Here is a 13,212-nt window from a genome sequence, read left to right on the forward strand (position 1 = left end):
CGCGGCCCGGATCAGGACTGCGCGCTCGTCAGTTCTGCGAAACGCAGCAAATCGACATTGCCGCCCGAGATCACGATGCCCACGCGCTTGCCGTGCACATCCACCTTGCGCTGCAACACCGCCGCCGCGGCGAGGCAGCCCGTAGGCTCGACCACGAGCTTCATGCGGCTCGCGAAGAACTTCATCGTCTCGACGAGCTCCGCATCGCTCACCGTCACGATCTCGCTCACGCGCTCGCGGATCACGGCGAAGGTATAGCCGCCCAGGTGCTGCGTCTGGGCGCCGTCGGCAATCGTCTTCGGCGTGTCGATGTGGACGATCGAGTCCGTTTGCAGGCTGCGCTGGCCGTCGTTGCCGGCCTCGGGCTCGACGCCGATCACCGTGCAGCGCGGCGCGAGCGCATGCGCGGCCGTGGCGCAGCCCGAGAGCAGCCCGCCGCCGCCGAGCGGCGTGAGCAGCACGTCGAGTTCGCCCGCGTCCTCGAACAGCTCCTTGGCCGCCGTGCCCTGCCCCGCCATGACGTGCGGATGGTCGTAAGGCGGAATGAGCGTGAGGCCGCGCTCAGCGGCCAGACGCTTGCCGAGCGCCTCACGGTCCTCGGTATAGCGATCGTAGAAAACGACTTCGCCGCCATAGCCGCGCGTGGCCTCCACCTTCACCGCGGGCGCGTCCTGCGGCATCACGATCACGGCCTTCACGCCCAGCAGTTGCGCCGAGAGCGCGATGGCCTGCGCGTGGTTGCCCGACGAAAACGTGATCACGCCGCCCGCCTTCTGCTCCGGCGTGAACTGCGCGATGGCGTTATAGGCGCCGCGGAACTTGAAGGCGCCCATGCGCTGGAGGTTCTCGCATTTGAAGAACAATTCCGCGCCCGCCAGCGCATTCGCCGTGCGCGAAGTCATGACGGGGGTACGGTGCGCGACGCCGCGAATGCGCTCGTGCGCGGCGGCGACGTCGTCGAAGGAGATGGGCAGTGTGCTCATGGTTCGTGCTCGCTGGGCAGGTAAGTGTAGACGGTCGAGCGCGCCACGCCGAGCGTGCGCGCCACTTCGGCCAACGCGTGGCGCAGGTTCAGATGGCCGCTCCCGGCAAGGTCGCGCACCGCTTCGCGGCGCTGCGCGAGCGTCATGCCGATGGGCGTGGTGTTGCGCGCGGCGGCAAAGCGCTCGAGCGCGGCGCGCACGCTTTCGCGCGCTTCGCCGCTGCCGCGCGGCCCTAATGTTTCCGCCACGGGCGCGACCGTGTCGGTCTGCATCAACTGGCCGAGGCCCGCCGTGACCGCGCCGAGCAGCGAAACGTCCATGTTCAGGCAGATGGCCGCGACGCACTCGCCCGCGCTGTTCTTCAGGCCGATGGACGTGCTCTTGACCGGGCGTCCGTCGGGGAAGCGGTTCGGATAATTGGCGACGACTTCGGGAAAGCCGGCATCGGTAATGCGGGCGAGACCCATTTCGGTGGCCGCATCGCCGACTTCGCGGCCCGAGAGGTTGTTCGAGATCGCGACGACCGAGTGCTCGGGCGCCGTGAGATCGTGCAACACCACCTCGACGAGCGGCGCGAGCGTCTGCCCGAGCGCCTCGACGATCTTGCGGCCCTCGCGCAGGAGCAGCCGGTTTTCGCGGGTGCGCTCGCTCGGGGAGGGTTTTGCGTGTTTCGCGATTTTCGCCATGACTGACATTTTGACGTTTAATGACGAAATGTCAATAGACGATTTCCGGCGATGTCGAACGTGCTCCGCGCACGCCGCCCGATGCGCAACGGCAGCTCATAAGAAAAAACCTCGCTCGTGGGCGAGGTTCAAGGTGAAACATGAGGCGCCACGTCAGACGGCAAAGCGCTCGCTGGCAAATTGCGCGGCGGGCACGCCTGCCGCAGCCGCCACCGCCTGCGCGGCGCTCACCATGCCGGGCGGACCGCACACGTAGAGGTCAGGCAGCGCATCGGCCGACGCAAGCGCCGCCTCCAGCGCGTCGACCGGCGTGCCGCGAAAGCCGCTCCATGCCGCGCCGCCATCGTCCTTTTCGCTTTTATCGTCCCCATCGCGCACGCAAAGCTCGACATCCAACCGTGCAAGCTCCGCCCGCAGCCGCTCGAGCTCGCCGACCATGAAAAGCTCGCTCTCGCGGTTCACGCCGAAGATCAGACGCGCGTCGTTCATCTCCTGGTATTCGGCCATGCGACGCAGCATCGCGAGCACCGGCGCGAGCCCCGTGCCACCCGCCACGAACCAGCGCGGGCGCAGGCTTTCGGCGAAGAGGCCGAAGCCGCCCTGCGGGCCGTGCACGATCAGCGCATCGCCCACGCGTGCGCGTTCGCACAGATACGACGAAAACACGCCGTCCGCGCGCAGCCGGATCAGCAGTTCGAGCCGCCCGTCCCAGTTGCTCGTGTTCGCGAGCGAGAACGGCCGGCGCACGCCGCTGTCCGGCAATTCCAGCTCGACGAACTGGCCCGCTTCGAACTCGGCGGCGCTGCCGTAGGCGTCGTCGGGCTCGAGTTGCAGTTCGAGGCGGCAGGTGTCGTCCGCGATGGTTTCCAGCGCCGCGATGCGCGCGCGGCGCACCGGCACCGGCTGCAACAGCACCTTCGTGCCGTCGTACGGAGCGGCAATGCGCAGGTCGCTGCGCGGCGTCGTGCAGCAGAGCAGGACCGCGTGCGGATCGCCGGGCGGCAGCGCGTCGGCGCTGTGCGCGCCGAGCGCGTAGTCGCCCTCGGCAACGCTTGCGTGGCACGCGCCGCAACTGCCGCGCCGGCACTGCGACGGCAGCGTGATCTGCGCCTGCGCGGCGGCCGCCAGCACGTCCTGTCCCGGCTCGCACGCAAACTCGAACGCCTGGCCGTCGCGCGTGGTGATTTCGATTCGATGGCTCATGAATGCCTCAGCGCTCCCTCGTTGAAGATCACTGCGCCTCACGCAGCCTTGCGCCCGAGCGCCGCGGCGAGATCCGCATGGGCATCGCCGATCGGCTGGATGCCGAACTGCTCGACGAGGATCTGCAGCACGCCCGGCGTGATGAAGGCGGGCAAGGTCGGTCCGAGGCGGATGTTGCGGATGCCGAGCGCAAGCAGCGTGAGCAGCACCGCGGCGGCCTTCTGCTCGAACCACGAGATCACGAGCGAGAGCGGCAGATCGTTCACGCCGCATTCGAACGCTTCGGCCAGCGCGACGGCAATGCGGATGGCCGAATAGCTGTCGTTGCACTGGCCGAGGTCGAGCAGACGAGGAATGCCGCCGATGTCGCCGAACGCGTGCCGGTTGAAGCGGTACTTGTTGCAGCCGAGCGTCATGACCACGGTGTCGTCGGGCGCGGCCTCGGCGAACTCGGTGTAGTAGTTGCGGCCAGGCGCTGCGCCATCGCAGCCGCCGATCAGGAAGAAGTGGCGGATCTGGCCGGCCTTCACGGCGTCGATCACCTTGTCCGCCACGCCGAGGACCGTGTGGCGCGCGAAGCCCACCGTGAGGGTCTCCTCGGGCGCGGTCTCGCGGAAACCGGGCAACGCCAGCGCCGCCTGCACGAGCGGCGCGAATGCGCCGTGTTCGAGATGGCGCACGCCGGGCCAGCCCACCGGACCGGTCGTGAAGACGCGTTGACGATACTGCGGCAGCGGCTCGATCAGGCAGTTCGAGGTCATCAGCACGGGACCGGGGAAGTTCGCGAAATCCGCTTGCTGGTCCTGCCAGGCGCCGCCGTAGTTGCCCGCGAGGTGCGGCCAGGCCTTGAGCTTCGGATAAGCGTGAGCGGGCAGCATCTCGCCGTGCGTGTAGATCTGCACGCCGCTGTCTTTGGTGGCTTCGAGCAAGGCTTCGAGGTCGCCCAGATCGTGGCCGGAGACGAGGATCGCCTTGCCCGCCACCGGCGTCATGCGCACGGCCGTGGGCTGCTGGTTGCCGAAGCGGCCCGTGTTGGCGGCATCGAGCAACTCCATCACCTTGAGGTTCAGGCTCCCGAGCGCGAGCGCGTGCTCGAGCAGCTCATTGGCCTGCGCGGGCTCGCGCGCGAGAAAGTCGAGCGCCGCCTCCACGCCCGCATAGACCTCCTCGCTTTCGTAGCCGAGCACGCGCGCATGATGCGCGTACGCGCAGACGCCTTTGAGGCCATAAAGCACCAGCGCGCGCAGCCCGACGATGTCGGCGCCGAGCGTCTCGAGCCCCGCATCCACGCCGACGGAGCGGGCCTGCGCCTGCAGCTCCCCGACGTTCGCGCCCGGTTGCCAGCGCGCCGGACCCGCGGGCTCCTGCACCGCGACGCCCTGCGCGAACGCCAGCGTCTCCGAAGCCTTCTTCACGCGGTCGCGATGCTGCGCGGCCTCGCGCAGCATGCCCACGAAGCGCGCGGCGTTGAAGTTCACGTTGGTGAGCGTCGTGAACATCGCATAGAGGATGAACCGGTCGGCCTCGCGGTCGGGGCTGCCTAGCTCGCGCGCGAGCGCGTTGTACTGGGCGATACCCTTGACCGCGTGGATCAGCAGATCCTGCAGATCCGCGGTGGTGGCGTCCTTGCCGCAGTTGCCCTTCGCCGACGCGCAGCCTGGCGTGGCGTTGCTGCGGTCGGTCTGTTCACATTGATAGCAAAACACGGCTTTCTCCTTTCCTTGTGGGTGACGGCGCGGGCGCGAGATTGGCGACGATGTATCGACCGTCGGATCGCGATGAGCAGCCTTGTAAGATGCAAATTCAACGCATCTTTTAAATGGTCACTCCTGTGAGGAAGTTTTGCCGTGACGTAGATCAGAAAAAGAGCCGGTTCGAGCGCCGAACCGTTTGCCTGTGCGAAAACGCCGCAGCGCGGCGTCGGTGCATTCATTCGACGCGCTTACTGTGCGTCGAAAACGAAAAGCCCCCTTCTTGCGGAGCACGGGCTTCAGTCAGCAAAAGCGAAGGGGCACTGATTTAGAACGGATCTGTTTCGTAAGTACCGACCTTGCCCGGTTGCCCATCACTCGCATTCGATCTTGCCTTCGTCGGCCACACCGACCAGCCGGTCTGCCCGTACGAGCATGGGCATCACAAAAATCAGTTTGCGCTGCGCGAAGCCCGGCCCATGCACTTGCATCCGGAAATGTCCCCGGCGCCAGTGAGGCCGCACCTCGACGCCAGCACCGGTGGCACCGCCACGCTCGACGTTGTGCTCCTCGAGGACTGCGGGACCCACGATGTACCGGTCATAGAGCCGCCCGATTTCCGCGAGCCGCTCATGCCGCCGGCGTTTGCCCAGTCCCGCAAATTCACGCGGTGCCCTGCTGTATGCCTGATCCTGCACGATTGGCACGTGATCAAGCGACAGGTACAACAGGATCTTGACCAGGTAGTCCATCACATGCTGCCAAAATGCGATTCGCTCCTCGGGTATCGCCCACTCCCGAAGGGTCGATTCCCGAATCCCGCTAATGGCTGCTGCTGCATCGTCCCAATGCATGTCATGCGCCAGCCATGAGCCATAGGGTAGATTGGCGCTCGGCGCCTGCCAGGCGGCGACAGTCAATCTGCGACCACCGGTTGTTTCGTCAGGAAGACCTTCATGTTCGAACAGGGTAAGCGCAGTCAACCCACCCGGGCGATTGCGTTCGCACGGCGGGGGAATAATGCACAACGTCTTCGCAGGCAGGCGCAGCGATCGCGGCGGCACATCATGCCCAATATCACTGACCTCCATCAACTCGTGCAATGCTGCAGTCGGTTCGTAGAGCGCACCCTTTCGCTGCCAGAACAGTTCGTCAAGGCAGTGCATGTTCGCGAGCATCATCGCCAGCTTTCCGTCTTCGCTCGAGCGCAGATTGAGTCGGCTCTGCGCCTCAATGAAGCGTGGCAGTGAAGCACTCATCGCCAGGGGCGCGTACCGCGGGTCGCGCAGGCAGCCCACAAACCGGGCCCCTTCGCGGCCAGTTGCGCGCCACACAGCCTCCCAGGCGTCAAGTGCACCTGTAGCGCGGTAACGTACTGGGTGCGGCAAACCGATAAATTCCGGATCCGATGCACGCAGCAGACACTGCAACGCACGCTCGATCGCGTTCTCGACCGGGGTCGGCCCAAGGGCAGAGGAAGCCGGCATCGGACGTCGCGCCGGGGAAGCTGACCGGGAAGTGCGCGGGAACAATCGCGACTTGAGCACCCACTCACGGGCCGCAGCTACGCTGGGAGCAGCAGGATCGTCCTTGATCACAACGTCCATGACACCGGGGAGCCACGAGACATACTGATCCCAGCCACAATGAATCACCACATCCTGCACGATCAGACGGATGGCCTCCTCGGGCGGCGGATCGATCATGCACCAGTCACGCAACTGTGGCCAGAACGCTTCGGATATCGAGATTACAACTTTGTCAACCTGGTCAACGTCCGCCGGCCGGCCCGGCAGTGGCGCCTCAATCATGAGCGACACGCCGGGCACTATGCCCTGGACCCGCACGGGGTTACCGGCCACGGACCACGAGCCCACTATCGCACCGAGCAGCATGGCTTGTGCCGTTCCATCGTGGCGGCCCCGCAGTGTCATCTCCTTGATCCATTCGCTTTCAGAAGTCGATCGGGCCGCAACCTTCTTGCCATCACCCAGAGCGAAGCGCTGCTTCATCCTGTAACCTCACCGTCCGTTCACTGACCTGCACGAGGACTGCCCGGCCCGTCACACGCCTGCTGCAGTTCCTGGAAATTGATAGCGGGAATCACCTGGCGTGCCGAACAGGCGCGCGATTTTCACTGTGCGGGCCGCGTCTTTTGTGTGTCGCCGTCGGCCACCAGATCGTTGCCGACGAGTTCGAGCTTGAGAGGATCGTCTGCCGACAGCTTTTTCTTCGCAATCACACGACGCCAGGTCGTGCTGCCCGTCGCGTCACGGAAAAACGCAACTACGGCAACATATTGCGTATCGGCCTTCATCGGCTGCGTGACGTTCACCGCCCCACCTGGAGACACGACGACGCTGGCCATATCCTGGAGATCCTGGGCAAGCACGGTGCGATCGTCATTGAGAAGATCGTCATACGACGCGGCATCAAATCCCTTGCGGTCTTTGAGTTGATAGATACGCACGGCAACCGAGAACGGCTGGGTGCCAGAAGTGCTGTTTAGCGATGATCGCGCGCTCAGGTCAACGTTCAGCGTCTTGATGGTCTTGTGGAACACTGCGTTATAGGCACTCGCTGTGCCATCCGATACTGATTGCCATGCACCACAGGCCGACAACATGATGCACAAGCCTGCTATGGCCACTACTGAAACTATCCGCACAGGTCCTCCGTGATTCATGAGTTCAGCGAGTCGTAGCGATAAGGCAACTGTGCATATTCCCGGTATTCGCAATGACCGCTCATACGGCGTACCCTTCATCAGTTCCGGCCAACGCGTCCTGCGCCAACTCCTCAGTTGGAACTGCACTGCCGTCCTCTTGTATAGAAGCTACAGTTTGCTCACGGGAGTTTTGATAGACATTCCTATAGCGCAAATAGCCCCCGGTAACGTCCTGAGGCTCCATTCTGGTGGGAAGCCGGAACCCTGCGCGCGAATCGTGCACATAATCGTCGAAGAACTTTTGCACGGAAGTAGGCACGCCATCATTCTCCGTCACAGCAGAAAACAGTTGGCGCGTTTCGCTGCTCACTGGACGCTTTTCCCATGCATATTTTGTTGCCATTACGGGCGAGAGCAAGCCGAGAACCGCTTCAGTTCCCGCTGTTTTCAAGACGGCTTGCAGGCGTGGGCGAATATCATGCACCTGTTCGGCCAGATTGTCCTGCGCCTCGGACAATTGCGCCTGATCATCAGGTGCGGCTCGATTGTAGAAATGACGGCTTTTCAGGTCCATATTCGACGGAAGCGCCTTGCGCCATTGCAGGTACTGACGCGTATGCTGACGAATCATGTCCAGCACACCTTCCTTGCCTGATACACTCGTGCCAATATGGTTATCCTTCCAGTATTCCTTATAAGCCGCGAGTAAATCCGCCGGGATATCAAACTGCTTCTTGAGTGCTTCGAATCCCTTACTATTGATTTCATCACGTGATCTCAGCGGTACCCCCGCCTTGCACGCCTCGTAGCACATGTCGTTCAATGGAATCTGTGATAGCTGGCTAGCTTTGCCCTGCTCGGTGGGTAGGTAGCCACCGCCTACGTCCGAATGCATACCCGGATAAGCCACTTGACGGACGTTGGAAGCCATCTCAAGTGGAAAGCAGCCGCGCTGTTCGTGCAGCGCAATGAAGTGAACGCACTGTTCCACTATTCCAGGAATGGACTGAGTGCCATCGGCCCAAGCCATGTGGCCGTTCACACCGGGTATCATGTTTGGAACACCAACAGATGCAACGGTGTCGAACAATCCAAGGAAATACAGGCGTAGCGGAACGCCCGCCAATGTGAAGTATCCGCCGTCATCGTGTTTCAGCAAATCGTTCAGCCAATTCGTGAATGCTCGCGCTTCTGCCGCACCACGCGAGAAGCCAAACACCGCGACGTTAATCGAGGTAATCGCTCGCTGGCTGCCTTTTAGCACCGCCGCAAGTTTTTCTACCTGCTTTTGTAGGGCTGCGACACGCCGTTGCTTTTCAAACGCCATGTTCGCTAGCATTTCCCCTGCCGCTACACCAGGATCGGCTATCAAACTCCCGGACGTTGTGCTTGATTCTGCGGAGGGAGCATTTGAGCTGATCGAGTTAGCAATAGCTTTGGCTGCGGAGTCGGTGAGCAGAACGTGGCCACCGGTAGCGTAAGCATGTACCGCGTTAAGAACCTTTGTTATACCCCAGTTGATGCGGTCGGCCCCCATGTAGCCTGCTCCCAAGCCGAGTTTATCACCACTCTGGTTGTTGTCACCGAGCTTGTCAAAGGGAGTGCCGACACCTGGGATATAGTCTGCAAAAATCCCATTTTCGCGATCCTCAAGTCTGGCATTAAACAAGCGAGCAATGTTACTGTGTTTGTTACGGGCTTGTTGATTAGCGGTTGTCTTGGGCTCCACCCACTCTAGGTTGTTGCCCGTGCCGTCGAAAAACAATGTGGTGTACACCTGCCCTTGGCAATGCCCGGCTCCTTGCTCGTGAATGCACTGCATTGCGGCAGCCCTTCGGGCCAATTCTTGAGGGCTGAGTTTGCGGTAACCGTCTGCAGGCAGCGGTTCAGGAATGTTGACCGAGTACGACATGTGGATTTTCCTTTTTATCAATTTTACATTTTCGCTTCAGCACCCTTAAGAGGGTAATCTGGGTTGCTTAAGAAAATGATGGCAGTGACGAATACCTTGATCTCTCCATTACGAAGAAAGTGGACATGAAACTCACCTCCGTCTTCCGAGGTATATGGAGGAACGGGGACAACACGGCTTTGTGGATGCTCGTTATACTGATCCGTCCATGTCACCGTCACGGTCATGCCAGGGGTGTATTTCTCCGGAATGGCAATACAGCAGGAAGCCCCACCGCCACTGTGCGCGGCTTCAAATGCGCCACCTCGATCATTCACTGAAAAATCGCCGATAGCGTGATCGGTATGGTTATAGCCCACAACATCGAGCCCCATCGTTTGGTTGCTAGACGAGGTGTAGGCATTACCGTTGTTAGGCTCAGCATGACAACTGGAAATCAAGGCACTCAGCAGTGCGAAAGCCAGTCTCAAAACTAATTTTCTTAGTGTCATCATATTGCTCGACTGTTGTGTCGTGTGACCAAATAAGATATTTGGATCGGTATTTTTATTTCATCTACCTCGTAGCTTCATCGCCCTTGAGCGGGTAGTCCGGTTATGAAAACGAGGTCTGTTAAAGTGGACCCCACAGTCAAGACAGCCACAATGAATCACCACATCCTGCACGATCAGACGGAAGGCCTCCTGAGGCGGCGGATCGATCATGCTCCAGTCACGCAACTGCGGCCAGAACGCTTCGGATGCCGAAATTACAACTTGGTCAACCTGGTCGACGTCCGCCGGCCGGCCCGGCAGTGGCGCCTCAATCATGAGCGACACGCCGGGCACTATGCCCTGGACCCGCACGGGGTTACCGGCCACGGACCACGAGCCCACTATCGCACCGAGCAGCATGGCTTGTGCCATTCCATCGTGGCGGCCCCGCAGTGTCATCTCCTTGACCCATTCGCCTTCAGAAGTCGATCGGGCCGCAACCTTCTTGCCATTACCCAGAGCGAAGCGTTGCTTCATCGTGTATCTCACCGTCCGTTCACTAACCTGCACGAGGACTGCCCGGCCCGTCACACGCCTGCTGCAGTTCCTCGAAATTAATAGCGGGAATCACCTGGCGTGCCAAACAGGCGCGCGATTTTCACTGTGCGGGCCGCGTCTTTTGTGTGTCGCCGTCGGCCACCAGATCGTTGCCGACGAGTTCGAGCTTGAGAGGATCGTCTGCCGACAGCTTTTTCTTCGCAATCACACGACGCCAGGTCGTGCTGCCCGTCGCGTCACGGAAAAACGCGGCCACCGCCACGTATTGCGTATCGGCCTTCATCGGTTGCGTGACGTTCACCGCCCCACCCGGGGACACGACGACGCTGGCCATATCCAGGAGATCTGCGCCAAGCACCGCACGGTCGTCGTTAAGCAGGTCGTCGTATGATGCAGCATCAACTCCCTTGTGGTCCTTGAGCTGATAGATACGCACGGCAACCGAAAAAGGCTGCGAGCCCGAAGAGCTGTTCAGCGATGACCGCGCGCTCAGGTCAACGTTGAGCGTCTTGACGGTCTTGTGGAACACTGCGTTATAAGCGCTCGCCGTGCCGTCCGACACCGATTGCCACGCACCACACGCCGACAGCATGAGGCACAAGCCTGCTGTGGCCACTACAGGAAACATCCGCACTGGTCCTCCGTGATTCATGTGCTCAATGAATCGTAGCGATCTGAATTTCGAAGGCATTTTGAATACCCCTGAAGCACTGCTTACGCAGTGGCATCTTCCCCAGTGCCAGCCAACGCGTCTTGCGCAACTTGCTGGGCTCCGGGTGCTGTAGGTTCCTGCGCTGATGACGCAACAATCTGCTCCTGGCTATTCTGATATACATTCCGATAGCGCAGGTACCCGCCCGTAATGTCCTGTGGTTCCATATTTGTCGGAATCCGGAATCCAGCGCGTGAGTCGTGCAGGTAGTCATTGAAAAGCCTATGCACGCCGTCTGGGACAACGGCATTTTCGGTGACAGCCGAAAACAATTCGCGGGTTTCACCACTTGTCGGGCGATGCTCCCAAGCGTACTTTGCCGCTTTAACGGGTGAGAGCAGACCTAGCATCGCTTCGGTTCCTACGGTCTTCAGTGGAGATTGCAGACTCGTGCGAATTGCGCTTACCTGTTCCGCCAGATCGTCCTGCGCCTCTTTCAATTGCAACCTGTCATCTTGTGCTGCGGCCGTATAGTAATTGCGATTTTTAAGATCTAGCTGTGTCGGCAATGCCTTGCGCCACTGCAGATACTGGCGCGTATGCTGATGAATCATATCCAGCACACCACTCTGGCCAGACGCACTCGTAACGATATGGTTATCGCTCCAGTAGCCTTTATAAGTGGCAAGCAAATCAGCGGAAATTTCAAAGGCTGATTTCTGCGCGGGGCGGCTATTGATCTCATCGCGAGACAAGAGCGGGACACCCGCCTTAACTGCTTCGTAGTACATGTCGTTCAACGGAATCTGTGACAGTTGTCCGGTCTTTCCCTGTTCAGTCGGCAGGTATCCGCCGCCGATATCCGAGTGCATGCCGGGGTATGCCACTTGACGAACATTGGAGGCCATTTCAAGAGGAAAGCATGCACGTTGTTCGTGCAACGCAACGAAATGGACGCACTGCTCGACAAACGACGGGATAGATTGCGTGCCACTCGCCCATGCCATATGGCCATTTACACCAGGTATCATGTTGGGGACACCCACGGATGCGACGGTGTCGAACAGACCCATGAAATACAGACGTATCGGTACGCCTGCCAGTGTGTTATAGCCGCCGTCGTTCTGCCTAAGCAATTCACCCAGCCAGTTCGAAAATGCGCGAGCTTCTGCTGCGCCACGCGAAAATCCGAAAACTGCGACGTTGACGGAGGTAACTTTGCGCTGGCTATTCTTCAGGGCCACTTCGAGCTTGTCTTCCCATTTGCGTAGGGCCGCGATACGGCGTTGCTTTTCCATAGCCATGTTCGCCAGCGTCTGTCCTAACTTTGCCCCTAAACCGACAGTGATGGAGGCGGCGAGTGTTCCGCCCATCATCCCTCCTGAATCGGAATTCGAGCTGGAACTGATGGAGTTAACGAGCTGTTTGGCTGCATCATCGGTGATTAGCACATGGCCATCCGTGGCATACGCATGTATTGAATTCAGGATTCGCGTGATGCTCCAGTTAATACGGTCAGCTCCCATGTAACCAGCACCCAAGCCGAGCGTATTCCCGCTCTGGTTGTTGTCGCCGATGTCCGACATTGGGGTGCCAACACCAGTGATGTACCACGGAAATAATCCTGACTTTGCATCCGGAATTGCGGCGTTAAAAAGCCGAGCGACATTGCTGTGTTTGTTCCGATCCTTCTGTGTACCGCTGGTCTTGGGCTCTGTCCAGTCTTGGTTGTTGCCGGTTCCATCGAAAAATACGGTGGCATACACTTGCCCTTGGCAATGGCCAGCCTCCTGCTTGTGTATGCAATCCATCGCAGCAGCTCGTTTAGCCAATTCGCGTGGGGAAAGCTGGCGATAGCCATCTGAAGGGAGCGGTTCCGGAATCGTGATCGTGTAAGACATTCTCTTCGTCCTTTTTATTTGATCTACATCGTGGCTTCATCGCCCTTGAGCGGGTAGTCCGGATTAGTTATGAAAACGAGGTCTGTGACGAACACCTTGATCTCACCACTCCGGAGAAAGTGCACTGCAAATACTCCTGTGTCTTTTGGACTAAAAGGCGGAACTGTGACAATGCGGCTTTGGGGGTTCTTGTTGTAGGCATCCGTCCACTTCACCGTCACGGTCATGCCGGGGCTAAATTTCGCAGGAAGAGCTACACAGCAGGCAAACCCCCCTTGTTCGTGCTTGCCTATGTAGGAACCAGCTTCACTGTTAACGGAAAAATTGCCGATATCGTGGTCTGTATGGTTGTAGCCCACAACGTCGAGGCCCATGGTCTCATCGGCTTTCGCGGTGCGATGGAGGGCCAATGCGCCCGAAAGTGCGAGGATCGAGACAAAGGCAACAATTTTGAGTAAGCGATTCATGTTTGCGTCCTTGTTATG

The 13,212-nt window shown here is 60.1% G+C and carries 12 protein-coding genes; all 12 read right to left on the reverse strand.

Annotated features, from left to right (window positions below):
* Positions 1-11: 11 nt before the first annotated feature.
* The 12 genes from U5775_RS25880 to U5775_RS25935 all read right to left on the reverse strand — a co-directional run bounded on the left by U5775_RS25880 (position 12) and on the right by U5775_RS25935 (position 13,194).
* Positions 12-983, reverse strand: coding sequence for a threo-3-hydroxy-L-aspartate ammonia-lyase (locus tag U5775_RS25880; protein ID WP_322060956.1), 972 nt, complete (start codon positions 981-983; stop codon positions 12-14).
* Positions 980-1,669, reverse strand: a complete 690-nt coding sequence (locus U5775_RS25885; protein WP_322060957.1) for a transcriptional regulator — start codon at positions 1,667-1,669, stop codon at positions 980-982. Before U5775_RS25885 ends, U5775_RS25880 begins: the two co-directional genes overlap by 4 nt.
* A 153-nt stretch (positions 1,670-1,822) precedes the next feature.
* Complete coding sequence (locus tag U5775_RS25890; RefSeq protein ID WP_322060958.1) at positions 1,823-2,872, reverse strand: 2Fe-2S iron-sulfur cluster binding domain-containing protein; 1,050 nt, start codon at positions 2,870-2,872, stop codon at positions 1,823-1,825.
* A 38-nt stretch (positions 2,873-2,910) separates the two neighbouring features.
* Positions 2,911-4,578 (reverse strand): hydroxylamine reductase, encoded by a 1,668-nt coding sequence (gene hcp, locus U5775_RS25895; RefSeq protein WP_322060959.1) that lies wholly within the window; start codon positions 4,576-4,578, stop codon positions 2,911-2,913.
* 359 nt (positions 4,579-4,937) lie between these two features.
* A complete protein-coding gene (locus U5775_RS25900; protein WP_322060960.1) occupies positions 4,938-6,575 on the reverse strand; it encodes a hypothetical protein in 1,638 nt (545 codons plus the stop codon).
* Positions 6,576-6,697: 122 nt separating this feature from the next.
* Positions 6,698-7,249: a type VI secretion system lipoprotein TssJ gene (gene tssJ, locus U5775_RS25905; RefSeq protein WP_322060961.1), complete on the reverse strand. Its 552-nt coding sequence runs from the start codon at positions 7,247-7,249 to the stop codon at positions 6,698-6,700.
* A 61-nt stretch (positions 7,250-7,310) separates the two neighbouring features.
* A complete protein-coding gene (locus tag U5775_RS25910) occupies positions 7,311-9,143 on the reverse strand; it encodes a DUF2235 domain-containing protein (protein WP_322060962.1) in 1,833 nt (610 codons plus the stop codon).
* A gap of 23 nt (positions 9,144-9,166) precedes the next feature.
* On the reverse strand, positions 9,167-9,637 hold the full coding sequence (locus tag U5775_RS25915) for a DUF3304 domain-containing protein (protein WP_322060963.1): 471 nt from the start codon (positions 9,635-9,637) through the stop codon (positions 9,167-9,169).
* Between the two features lie 57 nt (positions 9,638-9,694).
* On the reverse strand, positions 9,695-10,153 hold the full coding sequence (locus U5775_RS25920) for a hypothetical protein (protein ID WP_322060964.1): 459 nt from the start codon (positions 10,151-10,153) through the stop codon (positions 9,695-9,697).
* A gap of 121 nt (positions 10,154-10,274) precedes the next feature.
* Positions 10,275-10,802, reverse strand: coding sequence for a type VI secretion system lipoprotein TssJ (gene tssJ / locus U5775_RS25925; RefSeq protein ID WP_322060965.1), 528 nt, complete (start codon positions 10,800-10,802; stop codon positions 10,275-10,277).
* An 86-nt stretch (positions 10,803-10,888) separates the two neighbouring features.
* Entirely contained in the window at positions 10,889-12,727 is a 1,839-nt protein-coding gene (locus U5775_RS25930) for a DUF2235 domain-containing protein (RefSeq protein WP_322060966.1), read from the reverse strand.
* Positions 12,728-12,750: 23 nt separating this feature from the next.
* Positions 12,751-13,194 (reverse strand): DUF3304 domain-containing protein, encoded by a 444-nt coding sequence (locus U5775_RS25935; RefSeq protein WP_322060967.1) that lies wholly within the window; start codon positions 13,192-13,194, stop codon positions 12,751-12,753.
* Positions 13,195-13,212 lie beyond the last annotated feature (18 nt).

The sequence above is a fragment of the Paraburkholderia sp. J63 genome (assembly GCF_905220245.1).
GTDB lineage: Bacteria > Pseudomonadota > Gammaproteobacteria > Burkholderiales > Burkholderiaceae > Paraburkholderia.

Coding starts and splice junctions, on each gene's coding strand:
- U5775_RS25880 (WP_322060956.1), bottom strand. CDS start 983: ATGAGCACACTGCCCATCTCCTTCGACGACGTCGCCGCCGCGCACGAG.
- U5775_RS25885 (WP_322060957.1), bottom strand. CDS start 1,669: ATGGCGAAAATCGCGAAACACGCAAAACCCTCCCCGAGCGAGCGCACC.
- U5775_RS25890 (WP_322060958.1), bottom strand. CDS start 2,872: ATGAGCCATCGAATCGAAATCACCACGCGCGACGGCCAGGCGTTCGAG.
- U5775_RS25900 (WP_322060960.1), bottom strand. CDS start 6,575: ATGAAGCAGCGCTTCGCTCTGGGTGATGGCAAGAAGGTTGCGGCCCGA.
- tssJ (WP_322060961.1), bottom strand. CDS start 7,249: ATGAATCACGGAGGACCTGTGCGGATAGTTTCAGTAGTGGCCATAGCA.
- U5775_RS25910 (WP_322060962.1), bottom strand. CDS start 9,143: ATGTCGTACTCGGTCAACATTCCTGAACCGCTGCCTGCAGACGGTTAC.
- U5775_RS25915 (WP_322060963.1), bottom strand. CDS start 9,637: ATGATGACACTAAGAAAATTAGTTTTGAGACTGGCTTTCGCACTGCTG.
- U5775_RS25920 (WP_322060964.1), bottom strand. CDS start 10,153: ATGAAGCAACGCTTCGCTCTGGGTAATGGCAAGAAGGTTGCGGCCCGA.
- tssJ (WP_322060965.1), bottom strand. CDS start 10,802: ATGTTTCCTGTAGTGGCCACAGCAGGCTTGTGCCTCATGCTGTCGGCG.
- U5775_RS25930 (WP_322060966.1), bottom strand. CDS start 12,727: ATGTCTTACACGATCACGATTCCGGAACCGCTCCCTTCAGATGGCTAT.
- U5775_RS25935 (WP_322060967.1), bottom strand. CDS start 13,194: ATGAATCGCTTACTCAAAATTGTTGCCTTTGTCTCGATCCTCGCACTT.